This is a genomic window from Pseudomonas sp. 9AZ (assembly GCF_902506525.1).
GTDB classification, from domain to species: Bacteria; Pseudomonadota; Gammaproteobacteria; order Pseudomonadales; family Pseudomonadaceae; genus Aquipseudomonas; species Aquipseudomonas peli.
The window spans coordinates 815969-837840 of the sequence record NZ_LR733840.1 but is presented as its reverse complement, the minus strand read 5'-3'; the positions used below and the strand labels follow the sequence as shown (position 1 = coordinate 837840).

Below are 21872 nucleotides of genomic sequence, written 5' to 3'. Positions count from 1 at the left end.
GTTTTCTGGAGCAAGACCATGATCCCCGAGTTGCCGAATATCGACTCTGAGCTGCTGGACATTCCCACGGCGGACACGCTGGTTCAGCCCACCGTCACCCATAAGCCGCGCATTCTGCTGCTGTATGGCTCCAACCGCGTGCGTTCCTACAGCCGCCTGCTGAGCGAAGAAGCCGCGCGCCTGCTTGAGCAGTTCGGCGCCGAAACGCGGATCTTCAACCCCAGCGGCCTGCCGCTGCCGGACGACGTCCCCGAAGACCACCCCAAAGTGCAGGAGCTGCGTGAGCTGGTGCTGTGGAGCGAGGGCATGGTCTGGTGCTCGCCGGAGCGTCATGGCGCGATGACCGGGGTGTTCAAGTCGCAGATCGACTGGATTCCCCTGAGCATGGGCGCGGTGCGCCCGACCCAGGGCAAGACCCTGGCGCTGATGCAGGTCAGCGGCGGCTCGCAATCCTTCAATGCGTTGAACCAGATGCGCGTGCTGGGGCGCTGGATGCGCATGTTCACCATCCCCAACCAGTCCTCGGTGGCCAAGGCCTTCCTCGAATTTGATAACGACGGGCGGATGAAGCCTTCAGCCTATTACGACCGCGTGGTCGACGTGATGGAGGAACTGATCAAGTTCACCCTGTTGCTGCGCGGCCAAACGGACTACCTGGTGGACCGTTACTCCGAGCGCAAGGAGTCCGCCGACGAGTTGAGTAAACGGGTCAATCAGGGATCCATTTAAGGTTCAGCCGCCAACCCTCCACACGCGTCCAGACCGACTGCGGGTCGGCTATTGAGGTCAGCATTCTAAACACCATTGGGCTTTTCGCCCTTACGGCCCTGGCCGAAATTATCGGCTGTTACCTGCCGTACCTGTGGCTCAAGCAGGGTAAGAGCATCTGGTTGCTGCTGCCGGCCGCTGTCTCGCTGGCGCTGTTTGCCTGGCTGCTGACTCTGCATCCAACTGCCGCTGGGCGGGTGTATGCCGCTTATGGCGGGGTGTATGTGGCGATGGCGATTATCTGGCTATGGCTGGTGGACGGTATTCGCCCGACCCATTGGGACCTGCTGGGCGCCGCTGTGGCCATGCTCGGCATGGCGATCATCATGTTTGCGCCGCGCAATATTTAACCTGTTCAACGAGAGAGTCTGTACATGGCTATCAAGGTAGGTATCAACGGTTTTGGTCGTATCGGTCGTCTGGCGCTGCGCGCTGCTTGGGGCTGGCCGGAATTTGAGTTTGTGCAGATCAATGATCCGGCCGGCGATGCGCCGACCCATGCCCATCTGCTGAATTTCGACTCGGTGCATGGCCGTTGGCAGCGCGAGGCCAGCAGTGAGGGCGAGTGCATCCTGATTGACGGAAAACGCATTCAGGTCACGGCCAACAAGACCATCGCCGATACAGACTGGAGCGGCTGCGATCTGGTGATCGAGGCCAGCGGCAAGATGAAAACCGTTGCGGTGCTGCAGGCGTATCTGGATCAAGGCGTTAAGCGCGTAGTGGTCTGCGCGCCGGTAAAAGAGCAGGGCGCGCTGAATATCGTGATGGGCGTTAACCAGCAGCTATTCGACCCGGCGCAGCACCGCATCGTGACGGCGGCGTCCTGCACCACCAACTGCCTGGCCCCGGTGGTCAAGGTGATCCACGAAAACCGTGGCATTCGCCACGGTTCGATCACCACCATCCACGACCTGACCAACACCCAAAGCATTCTCGATACGCCGCACAAGGATCTGCGCCGCGCACGTGCCTCAGGCATGAGCTTGATCCCAACCAGCACCGGTTCGGCCACGGCGATTGCCGAGATCTTTCCCGAGCTGCGCGGCAAGCTGAATGGCCACGCCGTGCGCGTACCGCTGGCCAACGCCTCGCTGACCGATTGCGTGTTCGAAGTGGAGCGCGCCACTACGGTGGAGGAGGTCAACGCACTGCTTAAGGCTGCCGCCGATGGGCCGCTGGCGGGCATCCTGGGTTATGAGGAACGTCCGCTGGTGTCCATTGACTACCGCACCGACCCGCGCTCTTCGATTATCGATGCGCTGTCGACCATGGTGGTCAACGGCACCCAGGTGAAGCTCTACGCCTGGTACGACAACGAATGGGGCTACGCCAACCGCGCCGTGGAGTTGGCGCGGATGGTCGGTGCGCAATAACTGCGGCCCTCTCCCCCAACCCCCGCTCTGCGCCCCAGCCCTTCGCAGAACTCAGGGCGCGTTAGCGGGCGAAGCAGTGCTTCGCTTTCCCCGCACCGCCCCGCAAGCGGGAGAGGGGAGTGTTACGCCTCCCGCTTTATTTCGTGGATTTCTTCAAGCCGCATGAAATCCGCTCCCTCGCCCCTTTGGGGAGAAGGTTGGGGAGAGGGGCTAAAGACACCGCGATTGATCAGGAAATCAGCACATGCACGCCTTATCCCGCCTAGCCCCCGAAGTGCGCCAATACCTGCTGGTTACCGGCAACTACTGGGCCTTTACCCTCACCGACGGTGCGCTGCGCATGTTGGTGGTGCTGCATTTTCATAGCCTGGGTTACACACCGCTGCAGATCGCTGCGCTGTTTCTGTTCTATGAGATTTTCGGTGTGGTCACCAATCTGGTCGGCGGCTATCTGGGCGCGCGCTTGGGGCTTAATCGCACCATGAATATCGGCCTGGGCCTGCAGGTGGCGGCGTTGCTGATGCTCACCGTGCCCGCGGCCTGGCTGACGATTCCCTGGGTGATGGGCACGCAGGCGCTGTCCGGTATCGCCAAAGATCTGAACAAGATGAGCGCGAAAAGCTCGATCAAGTTGCTGGTGCCGGACAGTCAGCAGAGCACGCTGTACAAGTGGGTGGCGATTCTTACTGGTTCGAAGAATGCGCTGAAGGGCGTGGGTTTCTTTATGGGCGGCGCACTGCTGGCGCTGCTCGGGTTCACTGGCGCAGTGCTGGCCATGGCGGCGGTTTTGGCGCTGATCTGGCTGGCCAGCCTGTTGCTGCTGAAAAAGGATCTGGGCAAGGCCAAGGCCAGGCCGAAGTTCCGCGATATTTTGTCCAAGGGCCGGGCGATCAACATTCTGTCAGCCGCACGCTTGTTCTTATTCGGCGCCCGCGATGTGTGGTTTGTGGTGGCGCTGCCGGTGTACCTGTCCAGCGTGTTTGGCTGGGATTTCTGGATGGTTGGCGGCTTTCTCGCGGCGTGGGTGATTGGCTACGGCATGGTGCAGTCCTTCGCCCCAGTCATCACCGGCAATGCCAGCGGCCAGTTGCCGGATGGCCGCGCGGCATTCGCCTGGGCTGCGGTGCTGGCCGGGTTGCCCGCCGCCATTGCCCTGGGTCTGAGCAGTGACTTGCCGGCGCAGTGGGTCTTGCTCGGCGGGCTGATGGTGTTTGGCGCGCTGTTTGCGGTGAACTCCTCGCTGCACAGCTACCTGATCGTCAGCTACGCAAAGGAAGACGGTGTGTCGCTGGATGTCGGCTTCTATTACATGTCCAACGCCCTCGGCCGGTTAATCGGCACGCTGCTGTCGGGCTGGGTGTATCAGGCCTATGGCTTGGAAGCCTGCTTGTGGGTGTCTTCGGCTTTTGTTCTGCTGGCGGCGCTGATCTCCATTGGACTGCCTCGGCACCGCGCGATCAGTCTGAAGGAGTAAAAAGCGCAAGTTTGTGCAAGAACAGCCAGGCCGATCAGGCGCAGACTTTTGAGTATTCCAAGGGAGTCTGTGATGAACCTGTCGCTCTATCTGTTGACCGTACTGATCTGGGGCACCACCTGGATCGCCCTCAAGTTGCAACTGGGCGAGGTGGCAATTGCTGCTTCCATCGCCTATCGCTTTGCCTTGGCCGCTGCCGTGCTGTTCGCCGTCCTGCTGCTTAGCGGCCGCCTGCAGAAACTCGATAAGCGCGGCCAGCTGATCTGCCTGGCGCAGGGGCTGTGTCTGTTCTGTATCAACTTTATGTGCTTCTACACCGCCAGCCAGTGGATCCCCAGCGGCTTGGTGGCGGTGATTTTTTCCACTGCAACGTTGTGGAATGCGATCAACGCGCGACTGTTCTTCAAGCAGAAGATCGCCGCCAATGTACTGGCCGGCGGCGCGCTGGGGCTGGGCGGCCTGGCGCTGCTGTTCTGGCCGGAACTGGCTGGACAGGAAGCCAGTCGTGAAACCCTGCTGGGTATCGGCCTGGCGCTGATTGGCACCCTGTGTTTCTCCGCCGGCAATATGCTTTCCAGTCTGCAGCAGAAGGCCGGGCTCAAGCCACTGACCACCAATGCCTGGGGCATGCTGTATGGCGCGCTGATGCTGGTGGCGATCTGCCTGGTCAGCGGCACGCCGTTTGGTTTCGAGTGGAACACCCGTTACATCGGCACCTTGCTGTACCTGGCGATTCCCGGTTCGGTGATCGGCTTTACCGCCTACCTGACCCTTGTCGGGCGCATGGGCCCGGAGCGCGCGGCCTACTGCACCGTGTTGTTCCCGGTGGTGGCACTGAATATCTCGGTGTTTGCCGAGGGCTATCAATGGACGGCCCCGGCGCTGTTCGGCCTGCTGCTGGTGATGCTGGGTAACGTGCTGGTGTTTCGTAAGCCCAAGGCGCTACCGGCAACGGTTGCCCTGGCCGCCAAGGGTTAACTCGGCCACTTCCACGCCGGCTCATCGAGCATGCCCTGGCCCTGGATCACGGTTTGTCCCAGCTGCTTTTCCAGGACGATGGCATTGCACTCGGGGTGTTGCTCCAGGGTGGCGATCAGGCGGCTGGCGTGGGATACCACCCAGACTTGGGTGTGCTGCGACGCGGCGATGATCAGCCGGCCGAGGGCTGGCAGCAGGTCGGGGTGCAGGCTGGTCTCCGGCTCATTCAGCACCATTAGCGATGGCGGCCGTGGGGTGAGTAGGGCGGCGACTAGCAGCAGGTAGCGCAGGGTGCCGTCCGACAGTTCGCTGGCCGACAACGGCCGCAGCAGGCCTTCCTGTTGCAGTTCTACGGCGAAACGCCCGCCTTGTTGAAAGTCGATACGCAAACGTGCGCCGGGGAAGGCGTCGCTGATGGCCGCATCCAGCGCAGCGGCATCGCCGATTTCACGAATGGTCTGCAACGCCGCCGCCAGGTCACGACCGTCGTGGTGCAAAACCTGCGTGCGGGTGCCCAGTTGCGGCTGGCGCGCGGGCGCGTCGGCATCGCTGCGGAAGTGATCGTAGAAGCGCCAACGGCGAATATGCTCGCGCAGGTGGGAGACTTCCGGGCAGGCCGGATCATTGCCGATCTGCTCATACAGGCTGTCGAAGCTCGGCAGGTGCTGGGCCATCACCTGCCAGTTGCGCCCCTCACGCATACGCACCATCGCGCCGGCGCGATCCACCAGCAGCGAGGCGGGGCGAAAGCTGCCCCTGGCCCAGATGCATTCACGTTTGATCTCGGGATCCAGAGCGAAAGCGCTGGGCATATCGCGGCTCTCACCGGAGTTGGACTCAGGTAGCCCGAGGGAAATGGCATAGCTGAAGTCATCGCCGGCAAAGCCCAGGCGCAAACGTCGGGCCTCCTTGCGTGGACCGCCTTGCACCGGCACCTCGCCGCTGAGCATGCGCCGGCTGAGGGTTTCCGGCCCGGCCCAGAAGGTGGAGTCCAGCCCGCCTTCGCGAGCCAATGCATTGACCACGCCGCCCTGGGCGGTTTCCGCCAGCAGGCGCAGGGCGCGATACAGGTTGGACTTGCCGCTGCCGTTGGCCCCAGTGACCAAATTGAGCCGCCCCAGCGGCAGCACCAGATTGTTGATCGAGCGGTAGTTGGCGACAGCGAGGGTGTGCAGCATGGGTGTCGTCCTGACGGTGGATTGATGGATGCTGGCAGCGTGTAGGGTGCGTTTAAAACAAGCCCAACTGTCCGCCGATCAGCGTGGCGAAGTCATCTTCTACAAACGGCAGGATGGCATCGGCCACCGGTTGCAGCTGGCGGCTCAGGTAGTGGTCGTAGTCGATGGCGGCGTTGCGTGCTTCCAGCGGTTGCGGGCCAGCGGTGGTGATCACGTAGCTGATCCAGCCGCCGCGTTGGTATTGCAGCGGGCGGCCGTGGGCGGCGTTGAACTCGTCAGCCAGGCGCGCGGCGCGCACATGGGGCGGTACGTTGCGTTCGTAATCGGTGAGCAGGCGGCGCAGGCGTTTGCGGTAGACCAGTTGCTCATCCAGCTCGCCGTTCAGGGTGCGCTCGACGTAGCCACGCACATAGTCCTGATAGGGTTGGCCGAGAAAGATGCGTTCGTACAGCTCGCGTTGAAATTGCTGGGCCAGCGGCGACCAGTCGCTGCGCACGGTTTCCAGGCCTTTGTAGACCATCTTGTGGCCACCGTCAGGCTGGGTGATCAGGCCGGCGTAGCGCTTCTTGCTGCCTTCCTCAGTGCCGCGAATGGTCGGCATCAGAAAGCGCCGGTAATGGGTTTCGAACTGCAGTTCCAAGGCGCTTTCCAGGCCGTACTCATCACGCAAGTGATCGCGCCACCAGGCATTGACCTTGGCCACCAGTGCACGGCCGATCTGTGCGGCGTCCTCTTCAGCATGCGGGCGTTTGAGCCAGACAAAGGTGGAGTCGGTGTCGCCGTAGATCACCGCATAACCCTCGGCTTCGATCAGCGCGCGGGTGCGGGCCATGATCTCGTGGCCGCGCAGGGTGATGGACGAAGCCAGGCGCGTGTCGAAGAAGCGGCAACCGCTCGAGCCGAGCACGCCGTAGAAGGCATTCATGATGATCTTTAGCGCCTGCGACAGCGGCGCGTTGTGTTCGCGTTTGGCCGCCTCACGGCCCTGCCATACGCGCTCAACTATGGCCGGCAGGCAATGCTGCGTGCGGGAGAAGCGCGCACCACGAAAGCCCGGCACCGAATGGGCGTCATCCGGCTGGCGCAGGCCCTCGATCAGCCCCACCGGGTCGATCAGAAAGCTGCGGATAATCGACGGGTACAGGCTCTTGTAATCGAGTACCAGCACTGACTCGTACAGCCCCGGCTGCGACTCCATGACAAAGCCGCCTGGGCTGGCTTGCGGCGGGTTGTCCCCCAGGTTCGGTGCAACAAAACCACGGCGGTGCATCAGCGGCATATACAGGTGCTCGAAGGCCGCCACCGAGCCTCCGCTGCGGTCGGCGGGCAGGCCGGTGACCGTGGCGCGCTCCAGTAGGAAGTCGAGGATCGCGGTCTTGCCGAAGATGCGTGTGACCAGCTCGCAGTCGCGCAGGTTGTAGCGTGCCAGAGCGGGTTTGTCCTCGCGGAACATGCGGTCGATTTCGTCCATGCGCTGGTAGGGCGTGGAGATGTCCTTGCCCTCACCGAGCAGGGTTTGCGCGACGTTTTCCAGGCTGAACGAAGGGAAGCTCCAGGTCGCCGAACGCAGCGCCTCGATGCCGTCGATGATCAAGCGGCCGGCGGCGTCGGCAAAGAAGTGACCGTTGCCGCTGCCATGCTCGCGCCACTGCATCTCGCTGCCATCACGGCCCAAACGCAGGGGGATGGCCAGGTTGCGCGCATGTTCATGCAGCACGCGCAGGTCGAACTGCACCAGGTTCCAGCCGATGATCGCGTCCGGGTCATGTGCGGCCATCCACTGGTTCAGGCATTCGAGCAACTCGCCACGGCTTGCGCAGTAGTGCAGCTGGAAATCCACCTGCGGCGGTTGTTCGGGCGCACGGCCGAGCATGTACACGTTGCGCTGGCCGCAGCCTTCGAGGGCGATGGAGTACAGCTCACCAAAGGCATTGGTTTCGATATCCAGCGAGGCCAGCTTGAGCGTGGGGCGGTAACCCTCGCAGGGCTTGATCTGTACCTCCAGCAGCAGGGCTGGATTGGTTGCATCGGGCGTGCCGGTGAACTGCACGGGAGCGGTGATAAAACGCTCCATCAGGTAGCGCTCGGGCGGTCGCACATCGGCTTCGTAAACGTCCAGGCCAGCGCGGCGCAGCTGTTTGTCGAGGTCCATCAAGGTACGGTGCTGTTGGCAATACAGGCCGAGCACCGGGCGCAGGTGAAAGTCCTTGAGGCCCAGCGGGCGTAGCTCGACGCCGCGCTCGTTGGCCAGCAGCGCTTGCGCCTGCTCGCGTTGCGCAACCGGGATAAAGGCCACCGAGGTTTGCAGCGGCAAGCGCAGCAGGCGCGGGCCGCTGTCGGTGGCCAACCAGAACTCCACCTGCGTGCCGGCCGGCGTATCACGCCAGTGTCGGGTCAGCAGAAAGCCCTGTTGTAAGTCCACCGCGTTGCTCTCGGGTCTGTATTGAGAGGCAATTCTACGCAGGCTTTTATCTGTATGCCTATACAGTTGTTGTGCGGCTGCCAAGCGGGCACAGACAAATCAGCTATTCCGAGTAAAATGCTCGGCCTGATTGACTGCCCGATAGCGAAACCATGTCCCTGCCCAAGCACCACCTCGAATTGCTGAGCCCCGCGCGTGATACCGCCATTGCCAAAGAGGCCATCCTGCACGGCGCCGATGCCGTGTATATCGGCGGCCCCGGCTTCGGTGCGCGGCACAACGCCAGCAATAGTGTGGCGGACATTGCCGAGCTGGTGCAGTTCGCCCACCTGTTCCATGCGCGGGTGTTCGTCACCCTCAACACCATCCTGCATGAGGATGAGCTGGAGCCGGCGCGGCAGATGATCTGGCAACTCTACGAAGCGGGCATTGATGCGCTGATCGTGCAGGACATGGGCGTGATGGAAATGGACCTGCCGCCCATCGAGATCCACGCCAGCACGCAGTGCGACATCCGCACCCTGGAAAAAGCCCGCTTCCTCGACAACGCCGGCTTCTCCCAGCTGGTGCTGGCCCGCGAGCTGAACCTGGAAGAAATCAGCAACATTTGCCGCAACGTCGATTCGGCGGTGGAGTTCTTTATCCACGGCGCGCTCTGTGTGGCCTTCTCCGGGCAGTGCAACATCTCCCACGCGCAAACTGGCCGTAGCGCCAACCGTGGCGATTGTTCCCAGGCCTGCCGCCTGCCATACACCTTGAAGGACGATCAGGGCCGCGTGGTGGCGTTTGATAAGCACCTGCTGTCGATGAAGGACAACAACCAGACCGACAACCTGATTCATCTGGTCGATGCCGGCGTGCGCTCGTTCAAGATCGAAGGGCGCTACAAAGATATGAGCTACGTGAAGAACATCACCGCGCACTACCGCCGCGAGCTGGATGCGATTCTCGAACAACGCCCGCACCTGGCCCGCGCAGCCAGCGGTCGCACCGAGCACTTCTTCACCCCGGACACTGACAAGACCTTCCACCGCGGCAGCACTGATTATTTCGTCACCGACCGCAAGGTGGACATCGGCGCGTTCGACTCGCCGACCTTTACCGGCTTGGCGGTGGGCTATATCGAGAAAGTGAACAAGCGCGACTTGATCGCCGTTACCGATACGCCGCTGTCCAACGGCGATGGCCTGAACGTGCTGATCAAGCGCGAAGTGGTGGGTTTTCGTAGCAACATCTGCGAGCTCAAAGGCGAGTTTGAAGAAGACGGCGAGAAGCGCTACCGCTACCGCGTCGAGCCTAATGAGATGCCCGAAGCCATGCACCGCGTGCGCCCGCAGCATCCGCTCAACCGCAACCTCGACCACAACTGGCAACAGGCCTTGCAGAAAACCTCCGCCGAGCGCCGCATTGCGGTCAGCTGGCAGTTGGCGGTGCAGGGCGATCAGTTGAATGTGAGCGTCACCAGTGAAGAGGGCATCAGCGCTCGCGTTAGCCTGGCCGGGCCGTTCGCCGCCGCCAAGGATGCTGAGCAAGCTCGCGAGCAACTGGCCGATGGCCTGAGCAAACTGGGCACCACCATCTACTACAGCACTGGCGCGCAGATTGACTGTGAGGCCGTGCCGTTTGTCCCAGGCTCGCAACTCAAGGCCCTGCGCCGCGAAGCCATCGAAGCGCTGACTCAAGCGCGCGTTGCCGCTCATCCGCGTGGCGGGCGTAAGCCGGTGAGCGTGCCGCCACCGGTCTACCCGGAATCGCACCTGACCTTCCTCGCCAACGTCTACAACGACAAGGCGCGCACCTTCTACAAGCGTTACGGCGTGCAACTGATTGATGCGGCGTATGAGGCCCATGAAGAGGCAGGCGATGTGCCGGTGATGATCACCAAGCACTGCCTGCGCTTCTCCTTCAACCTGTGCCCCAAACAGGCCAAAGGCGTGACCGGCGTACGCACCAAGGTCTCGGACATGCAGCTGATCCATCAGGACGAAGTGCTGACCCTGAAGTTCGACTGCAAACCGTGTGAGATGCACATCATCGGCAAGATGAAGGGCCATATCCTGCATCAGCCACAGCCGGGCAGCGCGCAAAGCAGCGGCGGTGTAGTGGGCTATATCACCCCGGATGACCTGCTCAAGACCATCAAGCGCTGAGTGTCGGTCAGCGGTTGCACACCGCCGCGTCAGCGGCGGGTTGGGCTGGCCTGCTTGCCAGTCAGGATCACCGGCGCAATGCCGCCGAGTATGGCCAGTGAGGCCAAGAGCAGACGCAGGCTGAGCGGTTCGGCGAGCAGCACCACACCGCCCAGCGCAGCGATCACCGGTACGCTGAGTTGCACGCTGGCGGCCGTGGTGGCTTTCAAGGCCGGCAAGGCGCTGTACCAGACGGCATAGCCGAGCCCGGATGCCAGCGCGCCCGAGGCGATGGCGTAGGCGATTCCTGCGGAGTGTTGCAGCGAGAGATCGCCGAGCATGGCGACACTCAGAATCAGCGCAATCGGCACCGCTCGGAGGAAATTGCCGGCGGTGACCTGCAGCGGATCGCCCGTGCCTTTGCCGCGCAACGAATAGATTCCCCACGCCATGCCCGCACCCAGCATCAGTGCCGAAGCCAGTGGCGGCGGTGCAGAGATACCCGGTAACAGCAACCCAACCAGCCCGCCAATGGCCAGCAACAGGCCGCCAAGCTGGGGCACTCGCAGGCGTTCGCCGCGGTACAGGCCATAACCGATCATGGTGCTTTGCACTGCGCCAAACAGCAGCAGGGCGCCGGTGGCCGTCGACAGTTCGAGGTAAGCGAAGGAAAAGCCGGCGGCGTAGGCAAACAGGGCCAGTGCTGATAGCCAGTTGCCTTGGCCAGCGGCGCTACCGGCGCGGATACGCACGATCAGCCAGAGCACGGCGGCCCCGGCGAGCAGGCGAATGCTGGTAAAACTGGCGGCATCAATGCTGCCGTCGGCGAGTGCCGCCCTGCAGAGCAGGGAGTTGGCCGCGAAGGCGATCAGCGCGAGTGTCGTCATGCAGACAAGGCGGGTGGATGACATGGGCGTTCCCACGGCGGCGTCAGTGGGACGTTTGGGGAGGCAGTCACTCACTGCGCTTGCCAAAACCCTTGGCGAGAAACAGCCAGGCCATCAGCGGATAACAGAAATAATGCAGGCCAAAGATCAGCAAACCCATGGGGCTGGGATCATCCTTCCACGCCATCATGGCCAGTAACCCCAGGTAGAGCAGCGCCAGGATGCCGCCATACAGCGCGACCAAGCGGCGACGTTCGCCTTGCAAGGGTGCGCGGCGGTTGCGCCAGGAGAACCACAGGGTCATACCAGCGGCCACCAGGGCGGCGATCAGCACCGTGGTCAACAGCCCGCCGAGTTTGACGAAGGTGCGCAGCAGCAGGTTGAGCACGATAACCGCCACCACGCCGCCAATGGCCAGGCGGGTAACCGCGACGCTGCTGGGGCTTGGCTCGCGCATGAGGCGTGCTCCTAGAGGCTGCGATTAAGGCCGAAACGTTTCTTTAAAACGGCTTCGAGCAGGCGTTTAGGCAGCAGCGCCGCCAGCAGCGGCATGCTGCGGCTGCCATTACCCAGGCGTACCAGGTTCGGCCGGGATTTACTCTGCACGGCGGCCAGCAGGTTGCGGGCAAAGTGGCTGGTGGGCGTGGGGTTATCCTGCGAGGCGTTGGCGCGGGCGCGGATGCCGTCTCGTATCGGCCACCACGGAGAGGCTTCATCAATCAGCTGTTCGGCCTGTTGGCTGGCGTTGGCGCCAAAGCTGGAGGCAATCGCGCCGGGCTGCACTTCCATCACCTCGATAGCGAAGGGTGCCAGTTCCAGGCGCAGGGCGTCGGTCAGAGCATGCACGGCGGCCTTGGAGGCGCAGTAGGCGCCTGCAAACGGGGTGACCAGCACGCCGGAGACGCTACCGATATTCACCACCAGCCCTTTGTTCTGCCGCAGAAGCGGGAACAGCGCGCGGGTCACGCCGACCAGCGAGAACACATTGGTTTCGAATTGCTTGCGCATGGCTTCGACACCACCATCGAGCAGTGGGCCCATGGCGCCGTAGCCGGCGTTATTGATCAGTACGTCGAGCCCGCCGATCTCCGCTTTCAGGCGTTCGGCCAGTTGGCCAAGACCCAGGCCATCGTTGACGTCCAGTTGTACGGCGTTAAAGCCCGCTTCGCTCAGGGCATTAAGGTCTTCAGCTTTGCGCGCAGTGGCCCAAACTTGATAGCCGGCCTGCTGGAACACCTCGGCCAAGGCGCGGCCAATGCCGCTGGAGCATCCGGTGATCAGTACGCTGGGCTGGGTCATGCAACTTTCCTTATTGTTTTAATGGGGGTAGCCGTCAACGGCTAAAGCTGCCCTGCAGGCGCTCAGCACGAAACTCCAGGGTCTTGGCGCGGTAGCCGCTGCGCAGCGTGGGCAGCGGCAGGCAGGCTTGCCAGTCGTCACCGGGCAACAATTCGCCAGGGCCACTGTAGTGCGGGGTTTCATACAGGCGCTCGGCCAGGTTGACGCTGTCGCCAGGGCGATAGGCGGCGATCTGCCAATGCAGCTCAAGCAGTGCGGCTTCGCTGCCATTCTTCAGGTTCAGGGCCAGCGGGCGATCCGCCGGGCAGCGCTCGGGGGCATAGTCGAGGCGTAATTCGAGGTGGGCCAGGTGGCGGTTCTCGCGGCTTTCCTGCCAGAGCACCCAGCTGGCGACCAGGCCCAGGCCGATCAGCGCCCCGAGGGAGATCGGCAGTGCCTTGCTCGGGTAGCGGATCAGCAGTATCAGCCAGCTCAACAGCAGAATTGCGCCGAATAGCATTATTCAGGCCTCGGGTTGGTCACGCAGGAACACCAGACTATCAGCCTTGGAGTGTTCCGCCGAATAGCGATAGCCCTGGTAGTTGAAGTCCTTGAGGCCGGCTGGGTCAGTCAGGCGCTCTTTGATCACGTAACGGGCCATCAGGCCGCGGGCTTTTTTCGCGTAGAAACTGATGATCTTGTACTGGCCGTTTTTAAGGTCTTTGAATTCGGTGTCGATGATCCGTGCATTCAATGCTTTGCGTTTCACTGCACTGAAGTATTCGTTGGACGCTAGGTTGAGCAGCACCTCGTCGCCCTGAGCCGCCAGCGCCTCATTCAGCCAGCCACTGATGCGCTCGCCCCAGAAGTCATAGAGGTTATTGCCGCGCGGGTTGGCCAGTTTGGTGCCCATTTCCAGGCGATAGGGCTGCATCAGGTCGAGCGGGCGCAGCACGCCATACAGGCCGGAAAGCATGCGCAGGTGGGTTTGCGCGAAGTCGAAGTCGGCCTCGCTGAAATCCTCGGCGTTAAGCCCGGTGTACACGTCACCCTTGAATGCCAGCAGCGCCTGTTTGGCATTGGACGGATTGAACGGCCGCACCCAGCTACCGAAGCGTGCAGCGTTAAGGCCGGCGAGTTTGTCCGAGAGGTGCATCAGCTCGGCGATCTGCGCCGGGGTAAAGTCGCGCAGCTGCTGGATCAGCTCCTGGGCGTGGTTGAGGTGTTCCGGTTGGGTAAAGCGTGGTGTGGCGGGCGGCGTCTCGTAATCGAGGGTCTTGGCCGGGGAAATCACCATCAACATAAAACTGTGCTCCTGAAAGTCTGCGGCGATTCTAGAAGCTGCTGGCGCTTGAGACTACCTATAAGGGCGATTGAGACGCTTGACCCAGGGGCCGCCACGGGGTTGTAGTCTGCCCAGGTCGAATCCTCCAAGGAGCTGTCATGACCGCCTGCAACCATTCGCGCTGGGAGCCATCCCACGATTACCGCCCGCTGGAAACCACTGCAGAGCGTCAGGCCTGGCGCGTTGCCGCGCTGACCGGGGTGACCATGCTGGTGGAGATTGTCGCCGGTTATGCGTTCAACTCCATGGCCTTGCTCGCCGATGGCTGGCACATGGCCTCGCATATGCTCGCGATTGGCCTGACGGCTCTGGCCTATCTGCTGGCGCGGCGTTACGCCAACGACCCACGTTTTGCTTTTGGCACCTGGAAGGTCGAGGTACTGGCCGGGTTCGCCAGCTCACTGATGTTGCTGGTGGTGGTGGCGATGCTGGCGTTCGAATCCTTCTGGCGTTTGTTGCAGCCCCAGGTGATTGCCTTCGAGATGGCGCTGTGGGTCGCCGTCGTTGGCCTGTTGGTCAACCTGGCTTCTGCCTGGCTGCTGCGTGATAGCCATGATCACGGGCATGCCCACGGCCAGGGCCATAGTCACGCTGGCGCGCATGCGCATGCTGATCACGATCACGATCACGATCACGCAGCGCCAGCGGCGGGCAAGGATCTTAATCGCCATGCCGCCTTTATCCACGTACTGGCCGATGCGTTGACTTCGGTGGCGGCCATTGTCGCCTTGCTGGGTGGCCTGCTGCTGGGCTGGGACTGGCTCGACCCGCTGATGGGCGTGATTGGCGCGGTAATTATCGCGGTGTGGGCCAAGGGCCTGCTGATCGAAACCGGCAAGGTGCTGCTCGATCGCGAGATGGACAGCCCGGTGGTCGAGCGTGTACGCAGCGCTTTGGCCCAGGAGGCAGACACTGAACTGGCCGATCTGCACCTATGGCGCGTTGGCCGGGCGCAGTTCGCCTGCATCGTCAGCGTGGTGACCCATGGCGACGGCTCGGCAGATCGCTACAAAGCGCGGCTGGCGGGGATTGCGGAGTTAGTGCATGTGACCGTGGAGGTCAATCGCTGTGCTCGTGAGCACGGGGTGGAGCGGGGCTGACGGGTAAAAATCTTACGGCCCGAAAGCCGGTGGGACTTCCGACTTTAACGGCGACCGCACAGGTCGCCAAGCGCTATTTGTCGCGCCGATAAATAAACCGGTAAATGCCGAAAAAAACGTTTTTCTGTCATCTTTTTTGGAGTATCTAAAAGGCAAGACCGCCGAACCCTGCAGACAGGTGGCGGCCATTGGCCCTCACCTTTTTGCAGCCTTCTCAGCCTCGGCACTGAGGAGTCGACGGCCCCTCCGCGGCGCAGACTCGCCCCTGCGTTGCTTGGCTACTACAAGAAGGTGACCGAGTATGGATGACCACGGACGCTCCAAGCCCACCGCCCCAACCCTGTACGCCCTCGACACCAATGTGCTGATCCACGACCCCAACGCGCTGCTGAATTTTCAGGAGCACCACGTTGCGATTCCCATGACCGTACTGGAGGAACTGGACAAGCTTAAAACCGGCAAACAGGGCGTGGCCGCCGAGTGCCGCCAGGCCATCCGTCTAATCGACAAGATTCTCGGCAGCGCCAACCCGGAGGAAGTGGAACACGGCGTTGCCATTCAGCGTGACAAGAGCGGCCCCTGTGGGTATTTGTCGATTCTGATGAGCAAGAGCGCCACCCCAGTCACCTGGCTGCCGGAAGACCTCAACGACAACAAGATCATCAACCAACTGGTCGAGCTGAAGTCCCGTCGCCCCGGTCTCAACGTGGTGCTGGTCACCAAAGACATCAACATGCGCCTCAAGGCGCGCGCCTGTGGCATCGATTCCGAGGATTACCATACCGACCAGTTGGTCGACGACGTGTCCTTGCTGTCGCAGGGTTACCACAACATGGACGGCTCCTTCTGGGACCGCGTGAACAAGGTGGAAACCCGTCAGGATCACGGCCGTACCTGGCACCGTGTGCAACTCACCGACAACCTGCCGGCGGTGCACGTCAACGAGTTCATCATCGACGAACAGGGCTTTGTTGGCTGGATCAAGGGCATCAAGCATGGCGAACTGCTGATTCTCGACATGCACCAGGAACCCTTGATGCATCAGGAAGCCTGGGGCTTGCGCCCGCGGGATATCTATCAGTCACTGGCGCTGTTTGCCCTGCTGGATCCGGACATTCACCTGGTCAACCTGTCCGGCGCAGCCGGTTCCGGAAAAACCATCCTGGCCCTGGCAGCGGCCATCGAACAGACCATGGTCAGCAAGCGTTACCGCCGGATTATCGCCACCCGCAGCGTGCAGGGGCTGGATCAGGAGATCGGCTTTCTCCCCGGCACCGAAGCCGAGAAGATGGAGCCTTGGCTCGGCGCGATCACCGACAACCTCGAAGCCCTGCATATGGACGACGAGAATACCCATGGCAGCGTCGACTACATCCTGCAAAAGGTCCCGCTGCAGTTCAAATCCCTCAACTACATCCGGGGCCGCAGCTTCCAGCAGAGCCTGATCCTGATCGACGAATGTCAGAACCTTACCCCGCACCAGATGAAAACCATCATCACCCGTGCCGGCAGCGGTTCCAAAGTGGTGTGCTTGGGCAACCTGGCGCAGATCGATACGCCTTACCTGTCGGCGCCCAGCTCGGGCCTGACCTACCTGACGGAGCGCTTCAAAGACTTCGAGCATGGCGTGCATATCACCCTGCAGGGTGTGCCGCGTTCGATCCTTGCCGAGTACGCCGAAACCCATATGTAACCCTCATCCGCGCTCGCCCAGCAGGCCGTTATGCCTGCTGGGCCGGACGCCGCTGTAACCTCCCGTCTGAATCACCTGGCATTCACAGGTGCCGAAACCTGACCCCTGGGTTTACAATCGCCGGACACCTGCCTGGAGTCTGTCTGTGTTAACCCATCTCGATTCCCAAGGCCGCGCCAATATGGTCGATGTCAGCGATAAAGCCCTGACCGTCCGTGAAGCCGTGGCCGAAGCTTTGGTGCGCATGCGCCCAGAAACCCTGCAGATGATTGCTCAGGGCGATCACCCCAAGGGTGACGTGTTCGCCGTGGCGCGTATTGCCGGTATTCAGGCAGCGAAGAAAACCAGCGACCTGATCCCGCTGTGCCACCCGTTGATGCTCACCAGCGTCAAGGTCGAGCTGACCCCTGAGGGCGCGGATGTCGTGCGCATCACTGCGCGCTGCAAGCTGACCGGGCAGACTGGGGTGGAAATGGAAGCTCTGACCGCTGCTAGCGTCGCCGCGCTGACCATCTACGACATGTGCAAAGCCGTGGATCGCGGCATGGTGATCGAAAGCGTGCGCCTGCTGGAGAAGGTCGGTGGCAAGAGTGGACACTTTATAGCTGGGGAAGAAGCATGATCCGCGTGCAGTATTTCGCCCGTTACCGCGAAGCCCTGGGTCTGGATGGTGAGCAGTTGAGCGCTGAATTCACCAGCCTTGATCAACTGCGTCAACACTTGCTGGCGCGTGGCGGGGTCTGGGAAGTACTGGCTGAGCAGAACCTTATGTGTGCACGCAATCAGGAACTCTGCAGCCTGAATGAGCCGCTGGCAGCAGGCGATGAAGTGGCGTTTTTCCCTACGGTCACCGGAGGCTGAGTATGGCCATCCGCGTCCAGTCGCAACCCTTCGATCCGGGCGTTGAGCTTAACGCCCTGCATGCCGCCAACCTGGGCATTGGCGCGGTGGTCTGCTTTGTCGGCTATGTGCGTGACTTCAACGAGGGGCGCGAAGTCGGCGGCATGTTTCTCGAACACTTCCCCGGCATGACCGAGAAGGCCCTGGGCAAGATTGCCGAGGAAGCCACTCAGCGCTGGCCGCTGTTGGGTATCGAGATCATCCACCGTATCGGTCGCTTGGAACCAGGCGAGCCAATCGTCTTTGTCGGCACCACCAGCGCCCACCGTCAGGCAGCCTTCGATGCCTGCAACTTCGTCATGGACTACCTGAAAACCCGCGCGCCGTTCTGGAAGAAGGAAGACACCGCTGAAGGCCCGCGCTGGGTCGAAGGGCGTTGCTCCGATCAGGCTGCTGCCGAGCGCTGGAAACAACAACCTTAAGCGGATTGTGCATGCATCGCCTGCGCTGGTATTTCAGTCGCAGCGATGACTGTTGCCCGGTTGACGATTTATACATATAAGTCCAGTATGGAATTTAAAGTATAAATCGAGACTGGCAAATGACCCGTCCACGTATGCTTATCAGTCATCGCTTCCCGCTCAGGTGCACACCTGATGCGCCTTTCTTCTGTCTTGCAGCAACTGTCGTTGCCCGCTTTACCTGCGCCGTAATGCCAGGTGAAACGGGCCTGTCACTCCCTCAGCAGGAATCCGCACAATGAAGAAAATCGTCCTGGCGGGCGGCATCGCCCTGAGCCTGATTGCATCCAGTCTGTTCGCCGCAGACAAACCCTTGCGCCTGGGTATCGAGGCCGCCTATCCGCCGTTTGCTTATAAAGAGGCCAGCGGGCAAATCGCCGGTTTTGATGTGGATATCGGCAACGCCCTGTGCGCTGAGATGAAGACCGAGTGCCAATGGGTCGAGCAGGAGTTCGATGGCCTGATTCCATCGCTCAAGGTGAAAAAGGTCGACGCCATTCTGTCGTCCATGACCATCACCGATGACCGGCGCAAATCGGTGGATTTCACCGGCAAGTACTACTACAGCCCGGCGCGCCTGGTGATGAAGGCTGGCAGTGAAGTCGCCGCTGATTTCAGCAACCTCAAGGGCAAGCGCATCGGTGTGCAACGCTCGACCACCACCGACCGCTTCGCCAGCGAGGTGCTGGCCGCACAAGGAGTTGAAGTGGTGCGCTACAGCTCGCAGAACGAGATCTACCTGGACCTGATTTCCGCGCGCCTGGACGGCACCTTGGCTGACGCCATCCCGGTCGATGAAGGCTTTCTGAAAACCGTTAACGGCAAGGGCTTTGCCTTCGTCGGCCCGGCGTTTACCGATCCGAAGTACTTCGGTGAAGGCGCCGGCATCGCCGTGCGCAAGGGCGACGCTGAACTGCTGGGCAAGCTGAATGCGGCCATCCAGGCTATTCGCGCCAGCGGCGAATACCAGAAGATTCAGGACAAGTACTTCACCTTCGATATCTACGGCGACTGATTGCATCAGGCAGTAAAAAGCCGCGCAGTGCGCGGCTTTTTACTGTTCGGCTTGTGTTTACAGCATGCCTAGTCACTTATCACCGCTCGCCTTCGCGGTAGCTCGCCCCGTCATATACAACATCAAGGCAAATTGCCATGATGCCGAAATCTATTACAAGCACGCTTGCGTGCGTTGGAGGTTTCAATGGTCGGGCACCCTACGAAGTCAGCCTGCTACCTGTTACTGGCCTTTTCCATGCTGGGTCTCAGCGGCTGCGCCTCCGATGGCGGCCTGGGGGAGTTGGCGGTTGTGGCGGCGATGGTTGCACCCATTCCTGGGGATGCCAGCGCGCTGCTTACAACGGCAGCCGTTGCAGGTGGAGCCGTCGCATTGGCTTCGGTCAGCTCGACAGAATCGACGCCTGGTGCTGTGCCTGTGCCGGGGCAAGCCGCGCCGTATAAACCGGACCTGCAGATGCTGGTGACCCGCGAAACGCCTGAACGCTATCGCCCACGTTCCTGCGAGTACATCGAAATGGCGCTGATTGAAGTGCCTGGCTATGTCGGCAGTAGCGAGCCTTTGCTGCAGCAGGCGGGCGAGGCCCGTAAGGTCGCTGCCAGCCAGGTCTGGTATGAAAAGGGTTGTACCCAGGCGAACCTGCCGCGCGGGATCATTGGCGTGCACATGGATACGGTTGACGCCGTCAGTGCCGCGCGGATATCAGCACCGACGACGGGCGTGCTGATCGATCGCACCGGGCCAGGCAGCAGTGCGCAAAATGCCGGACTCCTTAGCGGCGACATCGTGGTAGCAGTCAATGACCAGCCGATTGCAGACTCCGTCGACTTTCGCCTGGCCATTGCCAAAGCTCCCATCAGCTCCAGCATCAATCTCAAATACTGGCGTGCACACAACTTCTATACCGTTCCGGTCCTTATTGCCTCGTCGGGTAATCCGCCCCCGTTACTGCCGCTTGCCGCGCGCGGTAGCGCCACGCCGCTCAAGGCCACTTCTGCCTCGTTGCAGGGCATGAGCCTGGGCGTGGTGACGCCGTCTTACGCCAAAGCAGTGGGGCTGGCCTCGGCGAAAGGTGCCTGGGTGACGGACACCGTCAAGGGCAGTGCGGCGGATCGGGCGGGCATCAAGCCGCTGGATGTGATTGTCGAAGTCAGTGGCCAGGAAGTGGCCTCGGCCCAGGATGTCGCGGATATTTCGTCGCGCATGCGCGCCGGTTACAAGGCCACAGTCAGCGTCTGGCGCAACCAGGCTAAACGCGACGTGCAGATGGTGCTGCGCAATGAGTGATCACACCGTACTGGCTTTGCGTTTAGCGGCGCTGGCGGTTGCTTCGGCAGCGCTCTCCGGTTGTATGCATGCTGCTCACGCGGTGTTTTCTCCCGCGATGGAGGCGGCGATGGAGGCCTCGATAACGCCAGAAAAACTCGGCATCACCACCTCCACCTGGCGCGGTAAAAGCTGTAGTGAGCTGGAGGAAAGCCACGCCTATATGCTAGAGCTTCATCAGAAATCCAACCCATCAGGTGACCCGGGCATGGCCAGGGTTGATGGTTGGCAGATGGATGCGCTTAATCAGGTGCGCCGCGAGCAGGACTGCTTTGGCAGTACGGCCACGGTGCCGGCCTCTGGGCAGGTCACGGCTTACGGCTACTGCTTTTCCGGCACGGAAACGGTCAACTACCTGACTCCGGTGTTTACCTATCGCGACTTTTACACCGACGGCGGCGCGGCGGAGACCGCGGCGTTCAATGCGATGCTGCGCTCGACCTACGGGGTTACGGACGGCCGGGGTGGTTGCCTGATGGAGGACAGCCCGGCCAATGCCGCTGCAGAGATCGAGCGCCTTGCAAACCTAACCAGGCTACAAATGAACTGGGACACGGTGCACGTGCCCTGGACTCCGCCGCCGATTGAAAAGGCCGCCAAGCTAGCAACGCGAGCAGCAGCGGCGCCGGCCAGCGTTTCGCCTGCTGCGGCTAACATCGGCAGCAGCAGTATCGAGGCCACGGACCTCGGCTTGACCCTGGAAAGCCCGAGCTCGGAATTGGTCAGTGCCCTTGGCCTGAAAAGCCCTACCGGTGCCTGGGTAGTCAGCGTCACCCCTGGCAGCCCTGCGGCAAAAGCTGGCCTAAAGTCGATGGATGTGATCCTCGATGTGTCTGGTCAGGAAGTGCGCGGGCCAGAGGATGTGCAGTCGATCACCAGCCGTCTGCGCAGCGGCTACCGCGCGCCATTGGGTGTATGGCGCAATCGGGCGCAGCAGGAGCTTACGCTGGCCATTCCGACGCGCGCTGCGCCAGTTGCAGTTGCAGTTGCTGCCGTTGCTCAGCCGCCGGCGCCAGTGCCAACTCCGGTGATTGCTGCGCCTGCTGCCGCGCCCCAGGGCAATACCTTCTGCCATGCCTATATCTATGTGGTGAAGAAGCCCGGCGGCGTGCAATCGGCGATCTTCCAGAGCCCCAGCCCGCAGATAACCTCGGCCGGCATGATGACCACGCTCTCTGCCTTTGTGAACAAGGTCAGGCAGCAGCAGCCCGAGGCCTGGCGGCCGTTCAGCTTCCCTGAGGTGCAATGCAGTCCTCCTTCGGGTTACTGCTTTGCCAATGCGCAGAAGGCGTTGTTCAAGCCCGACCAGATGGCCGGCCAGTTCTGCTTCGCCACCCGCGCCGAAGCGCAGACGCATTACGACGAGTTCAACTCGGTGAAGCCGGTTTATGAAACGCTGGAGTGGCAGCCTTAAGCGCTTTCCAGCAGCCACCGCGCCAGGCTCAGCAGCATATGGCCGACGCACTGAGCCAAGACTGAATACACTATGCGCCAGACTATCCTGGGCCATAACTATGGCTCTACCGAACAAGGACCGCGCCT

Annotated in this window: 21 protein-coding genes; 14 read left to right on the top strand and 7 right to left on the bottom strand. The window is 61.7% G+C overall.

Features of this window, described 5'->3' with window-relative positions; genetic code table 11:
- Positions 1-18: 18 nt before the first annotated feature.
- The 5 genes from arsH to ALTER154_RS04055 all read left to right on the top strand — a co-directional run bounded on the left by arsH (position 19) and on the right by ALTER154_RS04055 (position 4596).
- On the top strand, positions 19-729 hold the full coding sequence (gene arsH, locus ALTER154_RS04075) for an arsenical resistance protein ArsH (protein ID WP_160085361.1): 711 nt from the start codon (positions 19-21) through the stop codon (positions 727-729).
- A 62-nt stretch (positions 730-791) separates the two neighbouring features.
- On the top strand, positions 792-1118 hold the full coding sequence (locus ALTER154_RS04070) for a YnfA family protein (RefSeq protein ID WP_160090007.1): 327 nt from the start codon (positions 792-794) through the stop codon (positions 1116-1118).
- A gap of 24 nt (positions 1119-1142) precedes the next feature.
- Positions 1143-2144: an ArsJ-associated glyceraldehyde-3-phosphate dehydrogenase gene (locus ALTER154_RS04065; protein WP_160085360.1), complete on the top strand. Its 1002-nt coding sequence runs from the start codon at positions 1143-1145 to the stop codon at positions 2142-2144.
- Positions 2145-2388: 244 nt separating this feature from the next.
- Positions 2389-3618 carry an organoarsenical effux MFS transporter ArsJ gene (gene arsJ, locus ALTER154_RS04060; RefSeq protein ID WP_160085359.1) on the top strand — a complete coding sequence of 410 codons (1230 nt, stop codon included), beginning with the start codon at positions 2389-2391 and terminating at the stop codon, positions 3616-3618.
- Positions 3619-3690: 72 nt separating this feature from the next.
- The gene (locus ALTER154_RS04055; RefSeq protein WP_160085358.1) at positions 3691-4596 is read left to right on the top strand and encodes a DMT family transporter; all 906 of its coding nucleotides are present in this window, start codon (positions 3691-3693) and stop codon (positions 4594-4596) included.
- On the opposite strand, the gene ALTER154_RS04050 is transcribed toward ALTER154_RS04055, so the two are convergent.
- Together ALTER154_RS04050 and ALTER154_RS04045 are read right to left on the bottom strand one after the other, a co-directional pair.
- Positions 4593-5774, bottom strand: a complete 1182-nt coding sequence (locus ALTER154_RS04050; RefSeq protein WP_160085357.1) for an AAA family ATPase — start codon at positions 5772-5774, stop codon at positions 4593-4595. The genes ALTER154_RS04055 and ALTER154_RS04050 overlap by 4 nt on opposite strands.
- Positions 5775-5826: 52 nt before the next feature.
- Positions 5827-8196, bottom strand: coding sequence for a DNA polymerase II (locus ALTER154_RS04045; protein WP_160085356.1), 2370 nt, complete (start codon positions 8194-8196; stop codon positions 5827-5829).
- A 152-nt stretch (positions 8197-8348) separates the two neighbouring features.
- Between ALTER154_RS04045 and ALTER154_RS04040 the strand changes: the two genes are divergently transcribed.
- Positions 8349-10346 carry a U32 family peptidase gene (locus ALTER154_RS04040; protein WP_160085355.1) on the top strand — a complete coding sequence of 666 codons (1998 nt, stop codon included), beginning with the start codon at positions 8349-8351 and terminating at the stop codon, positions 10344-10346.
- Between the two features lie 29 nt (positions 10347-10375).
- On the opposite strand, the gene ALTER154_RS04035 is transcribed toward ALTER154_RS04040, so the two are convergent.
- Genes ALTER154_RS04035 through yaaA form a run of 5 tightly spaced genes read right to left on the bottom strand, consistent with a single transcriptional unit; the run spans position 10376 to position 13793 of the window.
- A complete protein-coding gene (locus ALTER154_RS04035; protein ID WP_160085354.1) occupies positions 10376-11236 on the bottom strand; it encodes a DMT family transporter in 861 nt (286 codons plus the stop codon).
- Positions 11237-11279: 43 nt separating this feature from the next.
- Positions 11280-11669: a hypothetical protein gene (locus ALTER154_RS04030; RefSeq protein WP_160085353.1), complete on the bottom strand. Its 390-nt coding sequence runs from the start codon at positions 11667-11669 to the stop codon at positions 11280-11282.
- An 11-nt stretch (positions 11670-11680) separates the two neighbouring features.
- Entirely contained in the window at positions 11681-12511 is an 831-nt protein-coding gene (locus ALTER154_RS04025) for an SDR family oxidoreductase (RefSeq protein WP_160085352.1), read from the bottom strand.
- 34 nt (positions 12512-12545) lie between these two features.
- A complete protein-coding gene (locus ALTER154_RS04020) occupies positions 12546-13010 on the bottom strand; it encodes a multidrug transporter (RefSeq protein ID WP_090248869.1) in 465 nt (154 codons plus the stop codon).
- Positions 13011-13013: 3 nt separating this feature from the next.
- Positions 13014-13793, bottom strand: coding sequence for a peroxide stress protein YaaA (gene yaaA, locus ALTER154_RS04015; protein ID WP_160085351.1), 780 nt, complete (start codon positions 13791-13793; stop codon positions 13014-13016).
- A 140-nt stretch (positions 13794-13933) separates the two neighbouring features.
- Here yaaA and dmeF point away from each other — a divergent pair, with 140 nt between their 5' ends.
- From dmeF to ALTER154_RS03975, 8 genes are all read left to right on the top strand, one after another.
- Positions 13934-14935: a CDF family Co(II)/Ni(II) efflux transporter DmeF gene (dmeF, locus tag ALTER154_RS04010; RefSeq protein WP_160085350.1), complete on the top strand. Its 1002-nt coding sequence runs from the start codon at positions 13934-13936 to the stop codon at positions 14933-14935.
- 301 nt (positions 14936-15236) lie between these two features.
- Positions 15237-16628, top strand: coding sequence for a PhoH family protein (locus ALTER154_RS04005; RefSeq protein ID WP_160085349.1), 1392 nt, complete (start codon positions 15237-15239; stop codon positions 16626-16628).
- Between the two features lie 145 nt (positions 16629-16773).
- Positions 16774-17250: a cyclic pyranopterin monophosphate synthase MoaC gene (gene moaC / locus ALTER154_RS04000; protein WP_160085348.1), complete on the top strand. Its 477-nt coding sequence runs from the start codon at positions 16774-16776 to the stop codon at positions 17248-17250.
- Positions 17247-17489, top strand: coding sequence for a MoaD/ThiS family protein (locus tag ALTER154_RS03995; protein ID WP_160085347.1), 243 nt, complete (start codon positions 17247-17249; stop codon positions 17487-17489). The genes moaC and ALTER154_RS03995 overlap by 4 nt, the downstream gene beginning before the upstream one ends.
- A gap of 2 nt (positions 17490-17491) precedes the next feature.
- A complete protein-coding gene (moaE, locus tag ALTER154_RS03990; protein WP_160085346.1) occupies positions 17492-17950 on the top strand; it encodes a molybdopterin synthase catalytic subunit MoaE in 459 nt (152 codons plus the stop codon).
- A 277-nt stretch (positions 17951-18227) separates the two neighbouring features.
- Complete coding sequence (locus ALTER154_RS03985) at positions 18228-19004, top strand: ABC transporter substrate-binding protein (RefSeq protein ID WP_160085345.1); 777 nt, start codon at positions 18228-18230, stop codon at positions 19002-19004.
- A 237-nt stretch (positions 19005-19241) separates the two neighbouring features.
- A complete protein-coding gene (locus ALTER154_RS03980) occupies positions 19242-20291 on the top strand; it encodes a PDZ domain-containing protein (RefSeq protein WP_160085344.1) in 1050 nt (349 codons plus the stop codon).
- A complete protein-coding gene (locus ALTER154_RS03975) occupies positions 20284-21744 on the top strand; it encodes a S1C family serine protease (RefSeq protein WP_160085343.1) in 1461 nt (486 codons plus the stop codon). The genes ALTER154_RS03980 and ALTER154_RS03975 overlap by 8 nt, the downstream gene beginning before the upstream one ends.
- Positions 21745-21872 lie beyond the last annotated feature (128 nt).